This window comes from Maribacter cobaltidurans (genome assembly GCF_002269385.1).
GTDB classification, from domain to species: domain Bacteria; phylum Bacteroidota; class Bacteroidia; order Flavobacteriales; family Flavobacteriaceae; genus Maribacter; species Maribacter cobaltidurans.
Window position 1 is genome coordinate 2,774,988 of record NZ_CP022957.1, and the last position, 20,474, is coordinate 2,795,461.

Sequence of the window (20,474 nt, forward strand, 5' to 3'; positions counted from 1 at the left end):
GCACGCTACGCTGGCCCGCATTCGGTCGTCTTTCCGGCTACGGTTTTTAAACATCCTCAGCACCGCGCATAAAAGCATGGAGGCACAAAAAAAGTGCTCCATGCATTTATCTTGCCTAAGCACAATTAATTTCGAAAATTCTTGTTTAAAATATGTAATCCTTAGTGATATATTTGTAGTAATTCAAGGCTAGTTCCAATGAAACCAAATATTTTCATCTTTTTTGCATTCCCGATGCTGCTATTTTTTTCGTGCAATAGCGACGACGACAGCGTTGCGGAATCGGATAGGAGCCAAGCTTTGTTGGGCCAGTGGGAGTATGAATCTATTGATTCCAATACAGCCGTGGACATCAATGGCGACGGTACGGTCAATGTAGACCTGTTCAATACCAACGAAATACGTCAATGTTTAAAGGATAATCTCACTTTCTTCAGCTCTAGGGGAGCTGAAGAAAAAGGTGCTTTTTCCATTAATGAAAACGGACTGTCCTGTGGGGAAGTGCCCGCATTTCAAAATGTCGAGGACGATAGGTACGAACTAATAGACAACTGGATCATACGATTTGATAACCGCAACGATTGGATTATCGTGGAGTTTACCAAAAACCGATTGGTCGTTGACCAAGAGGATTTTCTGGATGATCAGGATGTAGTGATTACCTACACTTTCAAGAGAAGCTAGTTTTAGTTATGCTTAGCTTAGCGCGTTAAAAGTGCCTTTGACATCAAACTCTGACCACTCTTCCCCTTACTTTGTCACTCCATTGGCCATTGGTATCCCTGACCCTGACCTCAAAGTCCTGGTCAAGATATTTTAAACGGCTTTCACGGGCTTCCTCTTCCAACATGAAATACCTATCCACCCCATCGCCCGAGGCTTCATTGTAATTGAATAAGCGGGTATCCCACCGATTGGTACTCCGGTTGAATATCCTGATTTCCACTTGATCCAACGTAGCACCGCCATAGGCCTCCGAACACTCGATATCAAAACAGGTATAGATCCTGACTTGATAATCACAACCGTTCAATCCCCCACAACTGACATTGTGCTTTTCCCCCTTGACCAATGCCACGGGCCTTCCTAAAGTGTCAACAAATGTGCTTCCGCTTTTGGAATGCCCCGTTGAGTTCTCCACCTCAAAATCAATGGTAAACGTATTTGAGGTCTCTGGATAGAAAGTAAGGTTGGTACTCCCGTAGTTCAACGGAATTGTCTCCCCCTCATCATATCTATTCCCACCATAAAAGAAATAACCGACACGGTTTCCATTGAAAGAAAATGTCATTTGATAGGTCACGGCCGGGTCATGAGTGCCTATGGCATTAGTAATGACCGTGATGTTAAAAGGTTCTTCTTCCAAACGTTCCCCTGGAGCCTGACTAACGGTCAACTCGAATGGTTCCTCGTACCTTTCATAGTTGATGTTGACGCTGGCCGTTTTCTCCACATCCGATGAAGAGCGTACCGTAAACGTTATGACATGACTGCCTTCGGTCGTTCCGACATACTTTCCCGAAAATGCCCCCACAGGTACATTAAAACTTTCTCCAGCGGAATAGCTAGTGCCCTCATATTCAAAAGAACCATTGTTGCCGCTTGCCGAAAAATACATCCCGTAGGTATCCCCACCGATTCCGATTTCGGAAATATTGAAGTTCATATCCACCTGTTCCCCTGTATAGGCTTGCTGCAATGTGCCCGATGCGGTAAAGGTGTAATCCTTGGCCGCCACGTTTACCGTAATATCCACAGTTTTCTCCAATCCCGTATCGTTTCGGACCGTGAAAGCCATTCGAACCGTACTTTCACTGGTTCCTTCGAGCGTCCAGTTAAAGTTGCCCGTATTGACATCGTAACTGTTTCCTGGGCTTACCTCTATACCATTGTTGTCCCTGATAAGCGCATTCCCGTTCATACTGAAACGCATGGTGTAATCCGAAGACCCGACACTTTCCGAAATATTGAAATTGAGACCGGTGGTTTCCCCCACGGTTATATCCGATTTTTGGGTGCCCCCGGTAAAGGTAAAATCGACCTGGTCAAAAGTGATGGTAGAGTTGGCCGTGCGGGTAACGTCCGATCCTGATTCGACACTGAGGACAATATTGTGCTGTCCGGGTTCCGATCCGGTATAGGAAATATTGTTGACCCCGGCGCCCAAGGGAAATTGTTCCCCCGGACCGTAGGTTATACCATTTACGGACATCGCCCCGTTTTGGCTGGAGGAGAAGAACGCTATGTAGCTGTCGTTCGCTCCCTCGGGCAGTTCGTCGATATCCACGATCATACCTACCGGAATATTGGAAAATTCCGTAGCCTTGGATGGGGTCATATTGACCGTAAAGTCGTTATTCCCGACAACGACGGTAACCTTATCTTCAAGGATCTGACCGTTGCTGTCACGAAGCAAAAAGGTTATTTCGTAGGTTCCTGCCTGTTCCCCGACGAAATCATACGCAAAGCTTCCCGGACTTACCGAAAAATATTGGCTAGGGATTATTGGCGAATTTCCATTGTATAATTGTGCGTCACCACCTGAAATGAAGTAGTTCAACTCATAGGAAACCCCATCGTAATCCCCTTGTTCGATAAGGCTTAATGAAATTGTACCACGCTGGCCTACCAATACCTCGTTGCTATTGGCCGAGGCATTGAATTCCAGTTCAAGTGGATTGGCATCCAGATCGATTTCGACGGGTCCGACCGCTTGCCCGTAATTGTCCGTAACGAGAAAATTGATGCGATGCGGGCCCAAGGTTTCGGGCGTATAAAACAATGGGAAATTACCCAAGTCGACCGGATAATCGGTATTGTTCTGAATGGTATTTCCATTGACCCCAGTAACCCTTCCGTTTCCTTCTTCTAGGTCATAGGTCAGGAAGTAATCGATATTGGATGTGTTGCCGTTCGATTTGATGTTGAAATTAAGCTGTGTCCGTTGGTTTACGAATACCTGGTTGCTTTCCGAATTTCCGCTAAACGTGAAGGGAATGTTGGCAATCTCGATCTCGACACTGTCCCTTTTCCTCTGGCCATTGCTGTCTCGTATATCAAAATAGATTTTGCGCTGCCCCAATTCATCGTCCTCAAAAGTATAGTTATAATTGCCGGGATCGATGCCGCGAAAAGTCCCGGGGTCCATGACCCCGCCATTTTGGTCCCGTACGATTCCCGCGCCTTGGCTATCGGAAGAAAAGGAATGGCTAATATCATAGGTAACTTCGCTTTCCCCGTCCTGTGTCTGCAAATCGATATTGATTGCTAGATTGGTGTCCAGCTCCACTTGTGAGGATGCCGCCGTCGCCCTGAACGTGAAATTGACATTTCCGACTGTCAGCAGCAGCTCGTTCGTCAGGGACGCCCCATCGGGAGCCCTGGCAACCATGGTCAATTTATGCTCGCCCAAGGTTTCTGGAAGGTAGCCAAATTCGGTAATGCCCTTGGGCAACTTGAACGGGGTTCCCGCATCGTAGGTAACATCGTCCAAATGGAGCTTGCCAGAACCATCTTCCAGTTGGTAGGTAATCCCAAATTCCTCGGTCGATTCCCCATCCGGAGCTACCGTGTTCTTGTCCCGTAGCAAGGTTACATTTACGGGATTCCGACTATTGATAATGAAATCCCCGGTACCCTTTCCCAAGAGAAAGCTGAAACTGGCGTACTTGACATTGTAGGCCAACTCCAACTCCTTTTGCAATTGGTTTGAATCCCAGGCCAATACCTTGACTTTATGCATACCCGTATCGATGGGCATATACCGGTAGGATAGGTCAAAGTCCTTGACCAAAATGGTGTCATTTTCGCGGATGGTATCGTTTTCCGTACCTAAATAATAGCCTTTTCCGTCAAGGATATTATATTTCATGAAATAGGAAACGGTGGAGACCATCCGCTCTGGTTCCAAGCTGAAATCCGTTCTTGCAGCTTCAAATACAAAACCGTTTTCCTCGTTGTTACCATCAAAGGTGAAATCGAAGGGATCCTGCACTATTCCTTCAAAGTCCTTGCTACAGGCAATTATAAATATTATGCATAGCGAACCTATGGCGACTATGCGTTGTGGGGTATTGAATTTCATAACGTCGCTTTTTAAAACAAAAAATACCGTAGGCCGACGCCGACATACGGATAAAAATTTCCCACGTCCGAATTGACATGGTAGTATTCGTTGGCCTTGACCAATAGCGAAAAATCATTGCTCAGGCCTATTTCCATTTCCGCACCGAGATACAGGCCATAAATAAACTGGCTTTTACCATTGATAAGGGCACCGGTGGGCAGTTCATTGCTTCCGTTATTGATGACCTCGTATCCGAACAGCCCACCGCCACCGAGGAAAAGGCTAAAATTTTTTCTTCGAGGCGCCATGAATACACGATAGTACAGCCCCGGCTGAATAGTGAAAATATTATAGGGAATATATTGGGCACCCTTGTCCTCGGCAATTGCGGCCAAAACACTTATCTGAAAATATTGGAACCGATTGGGATGAAAATTGAACGTTCCCATAATGCCGTATCCATCCTCGACATAGCCACCGCTCACTCCGACCGAAGAGGCAAGGTTCCCCCGCATTTGGCCTGAAACGGCTGAACCCGCAAGACAAAACAACACCGTAATGAAAAATAACTTTGCTTTCATCTATTTAAAATTTAGCCAACCAGTGATGATAATCGTTTTATTCTATCGGTTGGAGTTGGTCATTATCTTATAAATGCGCATTATGGCCTTTCATAATTTAAATCCTGATGGGTTATTGATGACAAGTTGATCTATATCCAAGGATAGGTTTCGATTGCCCTTTTCTTCATCTAGGTCCACTACGAGGGACTTTCTCCGGTCAAGGGTAAACTTATCGAAGACCACCATAAAATAGTTCTCGGAATTCCCCTCGACCTTTTTGGGAACTTTATACCTGAACAAGGGCTTGTGTTCCGTCTTGACATTGCTCGAACTATTCTTGTAGTTGGTGGCGATGCTGAACTTTATAAAATTGACATCATAGTCTATATGTTCCTTGTTCTCCAAGCGAAACTGTAGGTATATTTCGTTATTCTCATAGTACACGTTCTCCAGCCAGAGAAATACATCATCGTATTTGGAAAAATATCGGATGATCTTGCCCTTGTTGAACTGGTTGTAATAACATCTCCGCCGTATATATTCCATTCTATCCAAGACATACAATTCCTTGGTAAGCGGCAAGGGTTCCCCATCGATTTCCTTTTCGAGCTTAATCTCCAATTTTTCCCCAACTGTTTTGGTAGTTGCTAAAGTGTCCTTTATGTCAGGATGTGAGGCAAAGTCGGATTCATCCAATTCAGTAGCACTTTTTTTATGGGATAGCTCTTCGAGGTTATCGACCATATCGGTGGTTATGGTCCATCGCTTCTTGGCGGGGATGTCCACAAGTTGCAGGATAAAATCATAGGCACGACCGTCACGGGTATAAATGGTATAGTTCGTAAAATCGGAGGTGTCGGGCGCCACATCGTTATAGATAAGCAAAACGATACGCTCTGAGGTTGCGGAAGCATTTTTCGTCGGGAAGGACTCCAAAAAATTCAGCTCCTTCCCATTGATGGAAAAATCATAAGGGGCGGGCAGTACCAGAATGGTCTTATAGTTCCTTGAAACCGGAATGGTGTCCATTTTCGCCATAACCGATAGAGACCCCAATAGCCCAATTATTGTAAGTACAGCTTTTATTTTCATTGTGTTGCCAATAAGAGTTCATAATCATCCATCAATAGGATTTTTTCTTTTTCCCGTAACCTTTTTTTTCGAAGGAAAGTCCCCAACCCTTGGGCGATGCCTTTTAAAACATCCGGTGCGCCGCTGGTAATTTCGTCGGTGGCCCCTCGTAGTGCATCGCCTCCCATTTCGGCCTTGTACTCCCTCCAGAGTTCCCCGGCCCTTTTGTTGTAGATTCCTTCCCTGCCATCGTTGAAGTCCCTGACGGAGATATCGACCGGATGGTGCTCGATATTGTCTATATCCAAATACACCCTGTTTCCCTGTATGGAAGCCATAGCGTAGATGAAGGTATTTTTGGAAAATCGTTTTTCGCTAAGGACCATATCTTCCATGAGTAGGAGCCTTACGTTCTCATTGGGCAAGATGAATTGGTCGCCATATACGGTGGCCCTAAAGAAGATTGGCTTTTTGGTAACGGGCATCCGTTCCTGTTGGGGCCTGCGGTTCCCTCTCAAGGATTCCCCGACTATTTTCTTTTTTCCCTCCAGCAGCATCTCACGGTAGGCCAAGCGGTTCTCGACGAATTTTTGCTTCTGCTCTTCAGCGGTCATTGCGCTCTTCTTTTCCCTCTCCACGGTTTTCTTTCCATCGGGGATTTCGGCCTGCACCGTTTCCTGTGGTTTAGCATCCAGGGAGAGTCCTTCCAATCGCTTCAAGATCTTCTGGAGAGAATCGTTTTGCGAATCATTCATTTGGGTCATGTCCGGTAAGGACGAAGATTTCCCTACCTTTTTCTTTTCAGTTGAGTCCTTTAATTTCCAAGGCTCGGCGATAGCTTCGGATTCCAAGGTCGGAACCTTGCCGGGAAGTTCTGGATTGAAGCCATTCGTAGGATCGGTAGTGTCGCCGAACCCCATTTGAAAATCCTTGACGTTCTCAATGACAAAAAAACTGGTCAGTACCAGAATAAAAGGTAGGGCCATAGCAAAATTTCTGTGCCTTACGACCCATCGCTTCAAACGTTTTATGTTGCCACTGAATTTCATGTTACCTACGCTCGAGATCGGAATTGTCCACGACCTCAAAGTCGATAATCTTGATTCCGTTCAGGTTGTTTGGGGTAATGCCCGCTTTTTTCAGGTGCCCCTTAGTGACCAAGTTCCTATACGTTGTGGATTTGCCTTTTTCTATGGCCTGTTTGCCGTAAAAAGTAAACGGAAACGGATAGGTTGCATAGTCGATTTGAATCGAATCAAGTTCCACAAAGTAGTGATAGTCACGCATTACCACATCATGGAAGTATTTTTTTTCGACCAAACGGGCATATAAACGGTTGCCTGACCAATCGACCATGAACAAGGCTTTTTCCTCTATGTTTCTTTTGATCAGGTTCAGATCGGGTTCCAACGAGAAAAACAGTTCATGAAAGTTTTGGACGTGACCTTCGCAAAGAATTTCGAGGTTTTCCTTGGCATCCCTGATCGGTACCATGGGGAGGCGTTGCCCCCCGTGCAGCACATAGGCGTTATTGTTGGCACGCTCATGGGCCGATACCACGAAATAGATGGCGATCGCGAAGACCGCTATCATCAAGATCAGGCAGCTATAGACGAGCCTGTTGTTGTGCCTTCTACTTTGGGCGATATCATTGAATATCTCGTATTTTCCTTTCATAATCCTAATTATTGCGTAAGTGTCCTAACCGCTTTTGTGGCCCCGCCGCTCTTTGCATCGATGACCGTTTGTATTGCTTTTTTGCCATAGTGCTTGGGCTTGGAGACGATGCCCCCACCCGATATGTTAAGTCCCTGCACTACAAAGTTGGCCAGTGTAGGGGCCTTGATATAGAAGAAGGAGGTCATCAAGACCAGGAGGGAGGAACTCAAAATCAATCCGAGGTCGTAGGCACTGTTACGCAACAAATGGTCCACGAGCGCATCGACAAGATTGACCATAAACATATCCACTACATATAACATGGGAAGCCAAAGACAGAGGCTCATGAACTTTTGCAACCATGCTTTCCAAAGGCCCGAAATGGCGGGAATGAACGAAAGCCCGATATTGATCGGCCCGAAAATGATAAGGATGAACAGGTAAATGGTGGCCAATGCCTTGATGCCCACGAAAATCAGCGTAGAGATAATATGTGCGAAGGCCGTTATGGAACCTGCCAGACCCGTAAGGGCAAAGGATTGTAGCGCATCGATATCCATGCTGAACATGTTCCATTCTACCACATTGTTGGCTGCCACATCGATTTGGGCCAAGGCCACCTTTTGCCCGATGGTATCCCAGTTCTTTTGGGTACTGACAAATGAGGAGCCGAGGTTGTTATAAAATTCAAAGATGGCGTGTGCAAACTCGGAGTAGTTGAAAAGGATGAACATCAAGGGAAACCACTTTAGGGCCTTGAACACATCGGCGCGATCATTGCCCACAAAATGCATGATGGCGAAAATGCCCAACCCGATCTTTGCCATTTGGAAGCCAATGCCCAAGGTAGGGCCTAAATTCGCGAAGGCATCATCGATATATTGGTCGAATATCGTGTTGACCGTTACCCTAAAACCTGTATCCGATTGCATTACGTACATCAATTGGTCTTAATCAATGAATAGACCGCTTTGCGGTGTTCGTTTTTCTGTAAAAGGGAGGTGTTGACTTTTATGATGGTTTCCAGCACGCTGTCCATTTTGTCCAAGATCGACCGTAGTGCCGAAAGCCGGTCGGCCGATTCGATGATCTCGCCCGTGGAGGCGATATGCGACCCTTGTGAGACCAAGGAGGTAACCTGCACGAGGGCATCGGCCAACGCTTCGGTCGCCCGTTCCTTTTCCACCTTTTCCAGATTGGCGAACGAGCGCAGATTTTTCTGAGTACCCTTATAGGCTTCCACGATCTTGTCCTTCAGGTTATAGAGTTCGGTCATTTCGGGACTTCCCATGACATAACTGGCAGGGGTCCGTTTTGCCGTAAGGTCCTGGCTCAGGATCTTGGAGGCACTGGAATTGGCGGTAACGTTCCGTTCCATCTGTGCCAAAAGCTTGCCCATGGTCGAGTTCAACGTGACCAGTTGCGAATTCAATGTGGCCACATTTTGATTGAGGATTACCAGTTGGGCATTGGCCGCCACATCGGTCACGGGAATCTGAGCGGACCCGAAATAAGGGAGTAGCCCGATTAAAATTCTTAGGTAAACAATTTTTGGTTTTAAGTACTTCATCGTTTTTTATTTTTAGGGTTATAATCTATGCCGTTCAAATTCCCAGAACCGGATTCCACCAGTTCGTTTTGTAGCTGTTTGTAGGCGTTGGCCGTTCTTTGCCAAACACGACCGTGTTTCTCATGGAGACGGTTGATCTTTGCTTTTTCGTTGGGATTGGTCTCGAACAGACATTTGGTCGGCAACGAAGTCTCCAATCCGAACACCTTGACGCGGTCCTTCCAACAAATGGCCATTTCCCGCAACTTTCGGCCTATGGGCAAATCTTTGTTGATGGATAGGATCAGTTGCTTTTGTTTCTCGTTCAGGCCCAATAACCGTTGGATCTCCCCAAAGGAATTGCCGAACTCGCCGAGGTCAAGCAATACCTTGATATGGCTGTTGACTACGATGGTATTGCCTATGTATTTGGATTTGACAAAATCGCTTACTTTTTGCGAGATAAAAATGGGCTGGCCCCCATATTTCCGGGCCATTCTGGATTTGGCGTCAAAATAATTGGCCATTATCGGATTGTCGAACAGGTTCCACGCCTCGTCAACGACCAATATTTTGTTTAGGGAAAGTTTTTTTGGATCCTTCAGTTTTTTGTCGAACACATCGATCATTAGGAACGCCAGGATCGGAAAGAGCTGTTCGTTTTCGATCAGGTTTTCGAGTTTGAAGTATACCAACCTTTCACGACCCAATTGGGCTATCCTTTTGTCCCTACTGTTCAACAGGTATGCCCTGGGGCCATCGTGGGCATATTTGCCCAAGAGCAGTAAAAACAGATTGGGGTCGAAGACTTCCTTTCGTATGCCCTTGGAATCCATAAGCCGCTCCAAATGCCTTTCCGAATACCCATAAAAAGTATTGAAGGAGTTATCGGGATTATCCTTAAGGAACTGGTCCCTATAATATCCCTGTACCAACAATTCGATAATGGTCTGGATTACGGCACTGTCATGACCGTCGTCCGTTGTAGTATCCTTTCGCCCCAATAGAAGATAGACCAATGCGATAAGCTGCGTCAGCTTGTGCTCGGTAAGCATCTTTTGGCCGTCTTTTTCTACCATATCCCCCGGATCCAGCATAAAGGGGTTGAACGTAAAGGGATTTTTGTCGTCGTTCTCTATGACGACCCCGTCCAGATGGTCCAGCAACTTGTCATAGGAATTCCCGTTCTCAAGAATGAGGATTTCCGCTCCCTCGCGATATTCGGAGAACAGGTAGGCATTGGCAAAAAAGGTCTTTCCGCCACCGGAACCGGAGGCGATGAGCATGCCCCGGTTAAAGATCCAGTCCTTTGCCTCGGGATCGCGGTAGAGACTTACCAATAAAGGTTTTCCCGTGGCCCTATCGACCATGCGCAGGCCGTGGGGGCCGTGCATCCTGTTTCGATATCCCCCTTCAAAATACCAAAGGCTGGCCGCCATCTCCGAGGAAAAGGGGCTGAAGAGTTCCATGCTCAACCCAATGCCGTTGCCAAGGATACCCCCAAAAAAGAGGTTTTTCCGATCCACGGTATTTTCCTTGGCATGAATACCCAGCTTCCGAAAGGCCGACCGGACGGAATTGCACATCGACCTAAAGGACTTTTTGGAATTGGAAATGCCCAATACGTTCAAGTGATAATAGACCAGTTCCTTATGCTCGTTCAGGATATGCTGCTGGAACTCATAGATTTGGTCCCGGTAGGTGCTGTTCTTGTCCCCCTTGCGGTTCCGGGCATATTTGTCAAGTCGTTTCGCCTTCGACCGAAGTTTGGCCATGGCCTTCTCCTTTTCGGGTATATAGATATATTGGTTGACAATATGTTCCTGCGGAATCCTGAACCCCAAGGAAAACAGGTTTCCTATGGGGAAGAGGTTGTCCCCTGTACTGTATTTTCCGAAATACTCGTGGAAGGCCATATCCTCCTTGGAGAACTGGTCCAGATTTTCCAAAGTGAAGTATTGCCCTTGTTTGTCGCCGACCCGCAGCCCGTGGTCGGAAAAGTCGATATCCCTACCCGTACCTTCCCCGTAGCCCGCTTCCAGATAACTATCGTAATAGCCCGATCGTCCAAACAGCCCCTCGGAATCAAGGATTTTTGAGCTCATCAGGCCCGAATCGTTGATAAGGTCGTTGACGGCACCGACCCTGGCCTCGAAATCCGCCATTGTGTCCCCATCGAGGTATTCTTCGGGAACATAGCTTTGGCCATAGAACCGGCGCTCCTTTTTTAGGAAGGAATTGGCCCCGATAGGCGTTCGGCCGATATAGTTTTTGGGTACTTTGTGGATGGCCAGATAGCACCGGTGCTCCAAAAAAGGCCTGTCCTTGAAATAGCATTCGTCCTCGGTCTCGAAAAAATCCCGTTCCAACCGCTGCCGGTCCATGGAATAGGTTTCCCCGAAGAACAGGTCCTGTTTGTGCAAAAGACAGTTCTCGCCCAGGATTTCCAAGATACCCGAGACCATCCGGTTCAGGTTCAGATAATCCTTGCTGTCCAAAGTGTAGGTTTCGGGAAGTTCCAATTGCAGCGGAATGCTCAGGCAACCCCGTTCCTTGGATACCAAGATCGGTGCCTCATAGCCATAAATGGGAAAGGCATCCAGAAGATTCAATCTTTTTTCCATAGCACCAGCTTTTTTTTGTTGACATGGCCCTTAATGGTATCCGGCCCCTTTCTGTCCGCTCGGGACTTGATAAAACCGTTTTCCCCATAAGCCTTTGAATAGAAAAGCATGAGTGCGATATAGAGTGCCGCTGTACAGAAGGAGAGCAAAAGGCTAAGAAAGGTCGGGATGACCGTACTGAGGAACAGTCCCACCATCAGGGACAGGAACGAGCCCTTAAAGGCTTGGTCCACATATTTGGCGCGAAGCCCAAAGAAGGAAACGTCCTTTTGCAGGGCCTTTGGAATTTTGACCAGCTTGTTTTCCATGATCAGTTGGCCAAGTTTTCCCCGATTTCGATAAGGCCGTAGAAAATGACCAGCCCCACAATGGCGTTGCCCACTTTACGGGCCATGTCCTGGTTCTGTTCCCTAATGATGAGAAAGGCCAGTGCCGCAATGGCCAGAAGTACGCCCGCGGCAATCTTGATGATACGGAAAATACTGTTCCCTATCTGTGCCGTACCCTGTTCCGCCTCGTTGACCTGATCGACCAGTTCATCGATCTGGGCAAAGCCGGCCGAATGGAAAGCAACAATAAGGAATAGTGTCAGGAAGACGTTAATCGGAGTCGTCCACCTCCGGTTCCGGAGGGGACTCGGAGTTTTTGATAATCTTGAATTTTTCATGTTCTGGAATTAAGGATTCATTCTGAACATCTTTATCGGACGCATTGAAAATATCCAACAGCTCGGAGCTGGTTTCATTCTCATCGACACGGTTGAGTAACTGGCCCATATCTTTATCCTTTGAAGATGTGTTTTTTACAAATATATGTGATTTTTGCATATATGAATCATTTTCCTGAACATTTTTTTCGTTTTTTGATTTTTTAAGTATGACAAAGATCCATAAGTACCACAGCAGGCACAGGATACCGATGACGGCATAGACGATATGTTCCCACTGCCAATTCAAATCTTGTCGATAATTCGTTGAAGTTCCCGAATGTTTTCTTGGTGGTAAAGCTCCAAGGCCTTTCGCATGATATCGTTGCGCGAGACCTTTTTTTCCAACTTGTAGCTGCATGCGCTGGCCAGTCGCTCATAGTCCTCGAAACAGGTCTTGCTCAATCTAAAGATAAATTGCTCCTTTTTGTCGATATAATTGTTTTGCTTCAGCAACGTCTCGAAATCCGTTACCTTCTTTTGTTCCCTACGGCTTAACTTTGCCAAGGGAAATGTACGTCCCGTGGCCCCACGCGTGTTACCATCTCTAACGTAGTCATCGTTTCTTTTGTTTTTCCGGATTGGACTTTTTCCAACTTTTCCGACCGTGCCGTGCCGTTGTTCCCTAAGTCCCTCGACCTCTTCCTTGGTATCCGTATTCTCTAGGATGGCCGATTCCAGCAAGTCCTTAACGTTTACTTTTTTGCCCATTTTTAATTTTTTGAAATTCTCATGACCTCTTCCAAAAATCGTTTTAGCCCCAGTTCCCCGTTCTCTTTTGTCGGGGGAATGGGAATCAGGGTATTCCGGTATCGCTCCCTGTACACGGTCCGTTCCATGACGACCTGTTCCATCATGGGCATTCCCGCCTTTGCCAAGGTTCTCCTCACCGCATCGAACTTATTGACCTTGACCAGTTCGTAGCGGTTGAAGAACAGGTTGACGGACCGCAGTACCCGATTTTCGTTCCATAGATAGTTCCGTTGCAGTGTTTTGTAGAACACCGCCGTACTGTCGATTTCCAGTTCGTCAAGGAAAAAGGGAATAAAGATATGTTCGACGTACAGCAGCCCCCTTACCATTTCCTCGTTAAGGTTTCCGGGGAAATCGACGATGATAAAATCCACGGTACCATAATATTTTTTAATCAACGGTTCCAAGGTCTGGACCGTTGCCCGCTCCACGGGAAACATCGGCATTTCGGTCGAACCTACCTGTCCAAGATCTCGGTTCCTCTTTTTGTAAACCGAGTACTGGGGATTATCCATGTCGATCAATACTACTTTCTTCCCGTACAAGTGGAAAAGGTTGGTGGCCAAGATGATATTCAGGGTCGTCTTGCCACAACCGCCCTTTTCCCCCGTACATGAAATTATTTTTGTTTCCATAAATATACTTTTTAAAACCATAGTATCATATGGCCATATGACACTATGAACATTTGAAACTATATCCATATATAGCATTGAATATCTATTGCATTATACGTTGCTATATAGCAATGATTATAATGCTATGGACATTGCTATACAGCAATTGAACAAAGCATAGGTAGATTGTTGCGGACAATAATGGGGATATTGAACCTAAATCTTTTTAACGGCAAGAAATTACTTCGAATGCAAAATTTACAAGGACGATTTGAAATCCTTCATGGCCTCTGAAACCCGTTCCTCCAGCTCAAGGTATTTCTCGCGAAGTCCTTCTTGATAGACCATATTTTCCCCGAGATTACGCTTTTGCACGAACTCGTTATCGGGCAACAGGATCCAAATGGGGTTATAGCCCAAGCTGTAGAAATAGAGGATGATCTTGATTGAATTGACCATTGAGGAACCGCGCTCCACATTGGCCAAAGTTGTACGGTCCATGTTCAGGTAATCGCTTAGGTTGGTCATCGAAAACTGACTGAACCTTTTGTCCTCGACATCGTCCAATTCCACCAGTTCAAGACGTATTTCCTTTAAGCGTTCCCCGATATACCCCAAATCCTTGGAGTCCAGATTGATGATCGATTCATTGTCCATTATTCAAAATTTTCTATGGGATACGAGGAAAATTCCTCTTCAAAATTATACTCCGTCTCTTCCTGCCAAGCTGCCAAACTTTGGGACAGGGACTCATCAAGTTCCTTCCCGAAATCGTCCATGAACTTTTCCACGGCCGCCTCGGAGTTGTCGATTGATCTTGCAATTTCACCATTTATTTTCTTTTCGTCAAATATGGCACTCTTCAGCTCTTTTCCCGTAAGGGCTTTATACTCTTCTTTGACCAAGCTGTCCACTTCATTAATGATCTTGTCGAATTCGGCCTGGGCCACACGGTCCATTTCCGTACGTACCAAAAATTCCTCCACAATATAGGCCAATAACCTTTGCCAATCGGCGTCCCTAACACCCGTATTCAGCAGTTCCAGAATATCCTCCCTGAAATCGAACAGGCGAAGCTCCTTGACCACATCCTTAAAAATTCGGCGTTTGGTACCATTGGTAAATGCATTTTTGGCCGTTTCTTCCAGACGCTTTCCATAAAATTCGATGTACCCAATTTCCCTGGTAAACAGGCCCGAGACATTCTTCGGTAAATCCAGCTCCTCTATGAGCTTCATCTGTGCTTGGAAAAGTTCCCCGAAATTCTCCGGTTTGAAATCGTTGACAACGGGCAACTTGTGCTTCATGGCCCTTCGCTTGCCTTCGATGTCGGGGAGCAACTGGCCATAACATTTCTTTTCCTTGATCTGATGCTCGAAAGTATCGGCCACCAACCCTGCGAAATGTCCGGTGGACATGGATGCGATCTTGCTCCTGGGCAAGAGCTCCATCATCTGTGTACTCAGATTGGTACTTACGTCCGAACTGCTCGTGTTCTTCGAGACCTTTTCTTGATGGATCTTTCCGAAAAGCTCGCTCAACCGTTTGGCCGTCTCGCCCTTGGCCGCACCGCAGATAATGTTCGCACAGTTGTCATAGATGACATCGGCCAGTTCCCGGCCGTAGTCCAAGATCAGCTGTCCGACGCTCTGAAGCCCCAAAATGGTGGCGATCTTGTTTTCCCTCCCGGTATCGATTATGGTCCGCAACAACATGATGAACAGGGTGGGTACCTCGTCGATAAGCAATGCCATGTGCCGCTTGCCCGGTTTGTTTACCCGTTTGAGAATGGTGTTCATGTACAGGCCCAAGGGTGCGGAGTAGACTTCCTTCCGTTCGGGATTGTTCTGTAGCGATACGATTTTGGGATACCGGGGATCGTTCACCTCAAGACTGAAGTCGTTGCCCGACATCACATAGAAAATTTCCTTGGTCGCAATACTAGAAAGGCTTATCTGGACCGTACTGGTCTGGCCAGACAGTTGTTCCATGGCCTCCTTTTCCAATGCGTCCCGAAAAGGAACCAATATTTGGCGTACCTCTACGTCCTTGGTCATGATTTCCATCAATATATCGATCTTTACGGTGGTCAGAATGGCCAAATGCCCCGGGGTACAGAGATACCTGCCCGTTTCTTCCGATTTTTTCTTGAGATACCAGATACAGCCCCCTGTATAACTGATGGCACTACGTGAAAAATAGTCCTGCCGTTTTATCCATTCGGGATTCAGGTTTTTCATAAGGGTCGTGGCCGTATCGATGGCATCCGACTGATTGACCAGCCCATAGGGATCCATGGGGTTGTTCCGGTGCGTCATCCGAAGGTCATCAAAACAGATTCGGTAGAGCTTCGGGAAAGGCATTTCGGAATCGTTCCCATGCTTTTTTATGGCCTCCTGTAGATAACCGTACGCCTTGCGGGTCAGCGTATCAAACTTAAAATCGTAGATGACCATGGCGTATTTCTTGTCGATGAACTGGGCCATGATCTCCTCGATAACGGAAAAGGATTTGCCGCTCCCCGGAGTGCCGATGACCAACAACGCCCTGAAAAGATTGACAAAATTAATCCATCCTTTCCGTTGTTTCCCATCGTGCGAATAGGTATATGGGATATTGGCGGAATATGGGGTATCTATACGCTCCCCAGTCTGCTCGAAGGTTTCCTTCGTATCGTTAAAGGGGTCATTTTTTGCCAAGTTCATGAAGTCCAAAAACTGGAACAATCGCATCCCGAAGGTCATCAATCCCAAGTAGGCCAATGAAAGAAATATCATGGAGGCCCACATCCCCAGCTCGGAAACACCGTGGCACCACCAAGAAACGAACAGCAAGGCCAAGGAAACGAGAAAGCCCGTAATACTTTTTCTGCGACCGACTTCCTCTTTTTTGACCGGACGGTACATCATGATACCGCCCATCAGAAGTCCCAACAAGAGCAGACGGGCGACCATGCCTTGGGACGGTAGCCCGGACCGTACCAGAAAGGAATGGATGCTATCCAAGAATCCCTGATGCCCGTAGTGGAATATGTATAGGGCATATTGCTCCCGGAACAGGATAATGGTGAAGTGGAAGGCGGATAGGTACATGCCCATATAGCCCTTGTTCTTATCTTGCATGCCCTTTTCTTTTTTGGGTTTTCCTCGGTCTGTCCATGACAGTCTTTAAAGTAGATTCACTAGCCGACAACTGGACTTTTTTTTTACCGAGATCAGTTCCTCGTTCCAATCCTTCATGGTGGGGCATTTGTCCATTTTCAGGATGCCCGATGCGAAGCATTTTGAAAGTGCCTCCACTGCCAGCCCCCAATAGGTTCTGGAATGTTGGGGGAGGGAGACTATCCTTTCCAAATCCAGTTCCCAAAGCACCTTGTCGCGATAGCAGATGGCTTTTAGAAGACCTTCGGGCATTCCGTGGGAACCTCTGGAAATCCGTTCATTAATGTAATCGGTATCCCGTTCCATGATAGCAATGGATTTGGAAAGATAGTTTAGTTTCAAACGCATCACGGGGCGTTTCCAATCCGTTTCGATGAATACCCGGTTGGACTTTCGATTGATCCAATGGCTCAAAAGAATAAGGTCGTAGCGCATCCCCTCGATATCATGGTCAAAGGCCAAAAGAAGAGGGAGCGTATGGGAAGGGTCTACCGTACGGTTCCATTGGAGGAACTGTTCGAGTTTCCGCTCGTCGATATGGCCCGACATGGAGATGTAGAATATTTTTGGGCAACCGTGTAGTTCATGGTAGGCCATGGCATCGAAACCGCTCTCGACACAAACTATTTTTTCCGCATTGATATTTGGATTGGAAACGAAAAGGTATTCATAACGCTCGTTGAGGAACAACCGGAACTTTTTCACCTTTCCGTCCTTTCTGTCCCGATAGGGCCTATTATAAAGCGTATAGTTCTTGATGTTACCGTCCAATCCATATTTGGGAAGGGCGATATTGGCGATGCGGCCCTTGTTGTCACTGACGTGGAAGGCATTGAAGATCCTGCCCTTGAAGGCTTCGGATTGGAGGGTGTTTATGGAGAGTCCGCGACCTTCCATTAAATAGTTCGGTCTGGTTAAGGGACCGATACGATAACGATCTTCCAAGCTGATGCGCTTGTTGTTCTTTTGGCTCACCTTAACGGTGGTTGGTTCGGGATAATCCCTTTGGATGATGCCCAGTCCCTGTTTTACGGCTTCGTAAAAATTGGCGGAGCGTTTGTGGAGGTATTTGAAAAATCGCCCCTTGTCCGAAGAGTCGTTGCGATTGAAATAGGTTACGGGATCTCTTTTTGTCTGTAGGACGAGGCGTTCCGCCTCCTTGCCAAATTCCTGTGAACCCGAACTTTTCTTGAGCAATTGGTAGCCCTGTGCGATCAGGTATCCGGGAAAATCGACCTCACGATCGATCTGGGCGATCAACCGTTTGTAGTGCTCCGGATTTTTGGTATAGTTTTTCATATAAGCATGGGTTTTCTGGGAGGATTCCATGCGGATATGTCCCAAACTTTGCTCGGTAATCGAGATTTAAAAGCTTCGAGGCTTGTCTCGAAGTCTGCAAGTCGTTTCATAGCGAATGCCTCATAGGGTTGCCCAGGAGGTTGTTTACTTTAGTGGATAGTATAGATGAAAAGAAGGCCGTCCGTAATGGACGGCCATTTGTTTGGTCAATCGGTCAGACTTTCATGCCTCGGCTGCGTGACTTTTTTTTTTCGCCGGGGTTGACCTCAAGCTTTTTGGCCTTTTCCAATTCGACTTTTTTGGTAATAAAGGTCTGCCTGCGAGGGGTCCAGGATACCAAATACGGTTTGTTCCCGTGGACCTTGCTCTTGATGACCATTTCTAGTTCCTGGCCTCTGTTCAGCGCATCGGCCTGTTTTGCGGTCAACTTTGACCCATAAAATTTGGTGTTCGTAGAAAGTGCCGGTTTGGTACGGATATCCTTTAGCTTTGGCTCGTAATAAGCCAGTTTTTGGAACACTTCGCCGTCGTTGGTGCTTCCCTGGAACAGGACAAACTCCTTTTTGTCCACCATGCGCTCGAACTCATCGGCACTGAAACTATGGTTATAGGCCCATGCATCGTCCAAGGTTACCTTTTCATTTCTACGGTACTGGACGTCCAATCTGGTACCCAAGTTCCGGTCATAGACCATCTGTATCATTTTGGCACTTTCCTTGAGCTCGCCCTCGGAGATATAGGTGGACTCGTGGAAATACTCCTGTCCCTCGGTCAGATTCGTGCGTACATTCGGGGCGAGCTTCTTATAACTGATGTACTGCCCCTCCAATTGTTCCCTGACATCCCGATAGGCGAATTTCTGGTCCATGGATTCGATGGGTTCAAACCATTTCTTGTTTCTCGTCAGTTTGAACGACTGCCCATCATTGGTCATAACGGATACTTTTCCGTCCTTTTCTCCGGTTACGGTCGCTCGCTGCCACCGTTGGTTCACTTTTACGAAAACCTTCTCTGCTTGTTTTTCCATTTTTCAAGTTTTAAATTAAGGATTAATAAACAATTGTTAACTTTGTAATTCTGGATATGACATTTCCATTTTTCATGTCCGGAATTAAGGATTGAAGGGGGCGGGAGCGCCCCCTTTATTTATACGGCCATCCTAAAGGCCTTTAATTTTTCGGTTCCACCATAGACCCCGTTCTTTTCGAACTCCAACCTCCAATTGGCGTGTACGGGCTTAACGATCTCAACGGTCTTGTCCATATAGTTTCGGTAATAGCTCCAGAGAAAATAGCGAAGTGCGTTGACCTCAAAGGGAATGCGACAGGATACCCATTGTTTTTCCTTGGTCAACACGATGCTCTTCCTGTTCAAAAGGGATTGGTCGGGAACTTTGTTGTATTTGACATACTCCTTTGCCAAGCTCCCGTTGTATTTCAGTACCTCATTGTGCAGCTTGGCCAACGGTTTCTGCCCTTCGGGATCGAACCGAACGGCCAAATGGTCCTTGCCCACCCTAAACAAAAAACGCGAATCGTTGATAAAGGAAATGAGCATAAGGTCATGGATATAACCTTCGATCTTGGATGATCCGGTAAAACTGAGCACCATTTTTTTCAGTTTCGTACGCTTCAGAATCTGTACCAGTAATTTCGAGGTGTCATAATTGATGTTGGATACCGTGAGATAGACCACATCCTCCAATCGGAACCTTCGATGAAAGGCCATGGCCTCCATAGGGTTGCGGAGTACCACCAAATGCTTGATGGTATCGGGTACCTTACTGAACCAAACCGATTTGGAAATATCGCTTTCCGCTATCAGGGAAAGTTTCCCATCCTTGTCCATGGCATACCCTGTAAGGGCGTTGGCCAAGTTTCGATAAGGGAAATACAACTGGCCTTCCGCATTTTCGTAGATACGATCTTGGAAAATGTCGGAACTGTCGCCCCCTAGGCTTTTCGGCCTTAGGGAAAGTTCCTCGTTGAGCGTTTCAAAATGGTTGAAACCGATGTCAACAATTTCAAGTGAATTTTTGGAGCCGTTATTTAGAAAAAATTCCGGCTTTTTTTCAAGCTCTGTATAGAAATCCTCGATTTTGGCCCACAGACCCGTTCTCGCCTCTGCATCCGTTCGGGAAAGCCGTTCCAATATAAAGTCAAAAGCGGTCAGTTTTGTCTTGGGTCCGCTCGGTTTGTAATATCGATATCCGAGCTCGGTCCTTATGACGATATACTGCTCCTTCCCGATTTGGTAGCATATAAAGGTACCCGTCTTTCGCTGCACCACAAGTCCAAAATAATCCATTAGGGCCGGTAGATCCAGCGTTGCATCAAATTTTCGCCATGTGTTATTCATATTTGTAAAAATTACATATATTTGCAATAATTACTACAAATATAAATA

General features: G+C 46.5%; 19 protein-coding genes. 2 read left to right on the plus strand and 17 right to left on the minus strand.

The genetic code is table 11. The annotated features are described in order from the left end of the window. Nucleotides 1–198: 198 nt before the first annotated feature. Entirely contained in the window at nt 199–684 is a 486-nt protein-coding gene (locus tag CJ263_RS12285; protein ID WP_094997542.1) for a hypothetical protein, read from the plus strand. Nucleotides 685–727: 43 nt separating this feature from the next. Here CJ263_RS12285 and CJ263_RS12290 read toward each other — a convergent pair whose 3' ends face one another. From CJ263_RS12290 to CJ263_RS12330, 9 genes are all read right to left on the minus strand, one after another. After that, nucleotides 728–4,084: a TraQ conjugal transfer family protein gene (locus CJ263_RS12290; protein WP_094997543.1), complete on the minus strand. Its 3,357-nt coding sequence runs from the start codon at nt 4,082–4,084 to the stop codon at nt 728–730. Between the two features lie 11 nt (nt 4,085–4,095). Continuing rightward, nucleotides 4,096–4,647, minus strand: coding sequence for a conjugal transfer protein TraO (locus CJ263_RS12295; protein ID WP_094997544.1), 552 nt, complete (start codon nt 4,645–4,647; stop codon nt 4,096–4,098). 90 nt (nt 4,648–4,737) lie between these two features. Next, nucleotides 4,738–5,721 carry a DUF4138 domain-containing protein gene (locus tag CJ263_RS12300; RefSeq protein ID WP_094997545.1) on the minus strand — a complete coding sequence of 328 codons (984 nt, stop codon included), beginning with the start codon at nt 5,719–5,721 and terminating at the stop codon, nt 4,738–4,740. Next, nucleotides 5,718–6,686, minus strand: a complete 969-nt coding sequence (gene traM, locus CJ263_RS12305) for a conjugative transposon protein TraM (protein ID WP_158657144.1) — start codon at nt 6,684–6,686, stop codon at nt 5,718–5,720. Before traM ends, CJ263_RS12300 begins: the two co-directional genes overlap by 4 nt. A gap of 64 nt (nt 6,687–6,750) precedes the next feature. After that, on the minus strand, nt 6,751–7,377 hold the full coding sequence (locus CJ263_RS12310) for a hypothetical protein (RefSeq protein ID WP_094997547.1): 627 nt from the start codon (nt 7,375–7,377) through the stop codon (nt 6,751–6,753). Between the two features lie 8 nt (nt 7,378–7,385). After that, nucleotides 7,386–8,291, minus strand: a complete 906-nt coding sequence (locus tag CJ263_RS12315; RefSeq protein WP_158657145.1) for a type IV secretion system protein — start codon at nt 8,289–8,291, stop codon at nt 7,386–7,388. A gap of 8 nt (nt 8,292–8,299) precedes the next feature. After that, nucleotides 8,300–8,929 carry a hypothetical protein gene (locus tag CJ263_RS12320; protein WP_094997549.1) on the minus strand — a complete coding sequence of 210 codons (630 nt, stop codon included), beginning with the start codon at nt 8,927–8,929 and terminating at the stop codon, nt 8,300–8,302. Then, complete coding sequence (locus CJ263_RS12325) at nt 8,926–11,532, minus strand: TraG family conjugative transposon ATPase (protein ID WP_094997550.1); 2,607 nt, start codon at nt 11,530–11,532, stop codon at nt 8,926–8,928. Before CJ263_RS12325 ends, CJ263_RS12320 begins: the two co-directional genes overlap by 4 nt. Continuing rightward, a complete protein-coding gene (locus CJ263_RS12330; protein ID WP_094997551.1) occupies nt 11,517–11,840 on the minus strand; it encodes a DUF4133 domain-containing protein in 324 nt (107 codons plus the stop codon). Before CJ263_RS12330 ends, CJ263_RS12325 begins: the two co-directional genes overlap by 16 nt. 45 nt (nt 11,841–11,885) lie before the next feature. On the opposite strand from CJ263_RS12330, the gene CJ263_RS20965 reads away from it, so the two are divergent. After that, nucleotides 11,886–12,059: a hypothetical protein gene (locus tag CJ263_RS20965; RefSeq protein WP_158657146.1), complete on the plus strand. Its 174-nt coding sequence runs from the start codon at nt 11,886–11,888 to the stop codon at nt 12,057–12,059. 72 nt (nt 12,060–12,131) lie between these two features. Here the strand turns inward: CJ263_RS20965 and CJ263_RS12335 are convergent, their stop codons facing one another. From CJ263_RS12335 to CJ263_RS12370, 8 genes are all read right to left on the minus strand, one after another. Then, entirely contained in the window at nt 12,132–12,488 is a 357-nt protein-coding gene (locus CJ263_RS12335; protein WP_094997552.1) for a hypothetical protein, read from the minus strand. Beyond that, the gene (locus tag CJ263_RS12340; RefSeq protein ID WP_094997553.1) at nt 12,485–12,949 is read right to left on the minus strand and encodes a hypothetical protein; all 465 of its coding nucleotides are present in this window, start codon (nt 12,947–12,949) and stop codon (nt 12,485–12,487) included. The genes CJ263_RS12335 and CJ263_RS12340 overlap by 4 nt, the downstream gene beginning before the upstream one ends. Before the next feature lie 2 nt (nt 12,950–12,951). Continuing rightward, entirely contained in the window at nt 12,952–13,626 is a 675-nt protein-coding gene (locus CJ263_RS12345; RefSeq protein WP_158657147.1) for a ParA family protein, read from the minus strand. 240 nt (nt 13,627–13,866) lie between these two features. Further along, nucleotides 13,867–14,265 carry a hypothetical protein gene (locus tag CJ263_RS12350; protein WP_094997555.1) on the minus strand — a complete coding sequence of 133 codons (399 nt, stop codon included), beginning with the start codon at nt 14,263–14,265 and terminating at the stop codon, nt 13,867–13,869. Next, a complete protein-coding gene (locus CJ263_RS12355; protein WP_094997556.1) occupies nt 14,265–16,730 on the minus strand; it encodes a type IV secretory system conjugative DNA transfer family protein in 2,466 nt (821 codons plus the stop codon). Before CJ263_RS12355 ends, CJ263_RS12350 begins: the two co-directional genes overlap by 1 nt. Nucleotides 16,731–16,775: 45 nt before the next feature. Then, complete coding sequence (locus tag CJ263_RS12360; protein WP_158657148.1) at nt 16,776–18,068, minus strand: hypothetical protein; 1,293 nt, start codon at nt 18,066–18,068, stop codon at nt 16,776–16,778. 214 nt (nt 18,069–18,282) lie between these two features. Next, nucleotides 18,283–19,095, minus strand: coding sequence for a hypothetical protein (locus CJ263_RS12365; protein WP_094997558.1), 813 nt, complete (start codon nt 19,093–19,095; stop codon nt 18,283–18,285). Nucleotides 19,096–19,214: 119 nt separating this feature from the next. Next, nucleotides 19,215–20,426 (minus strand): hypothetical protein, encoded by a 1,212-nt coding sequence (locus tag CJ263_RS12370; RefSeq protein WP_094997559.1) that lies wholly within the window; start codon nt 20,424–20,426, stop codon nt 19,215–19,217. Nucleotides 20,427–20,474: the final 48 nt, after the last annotated feature.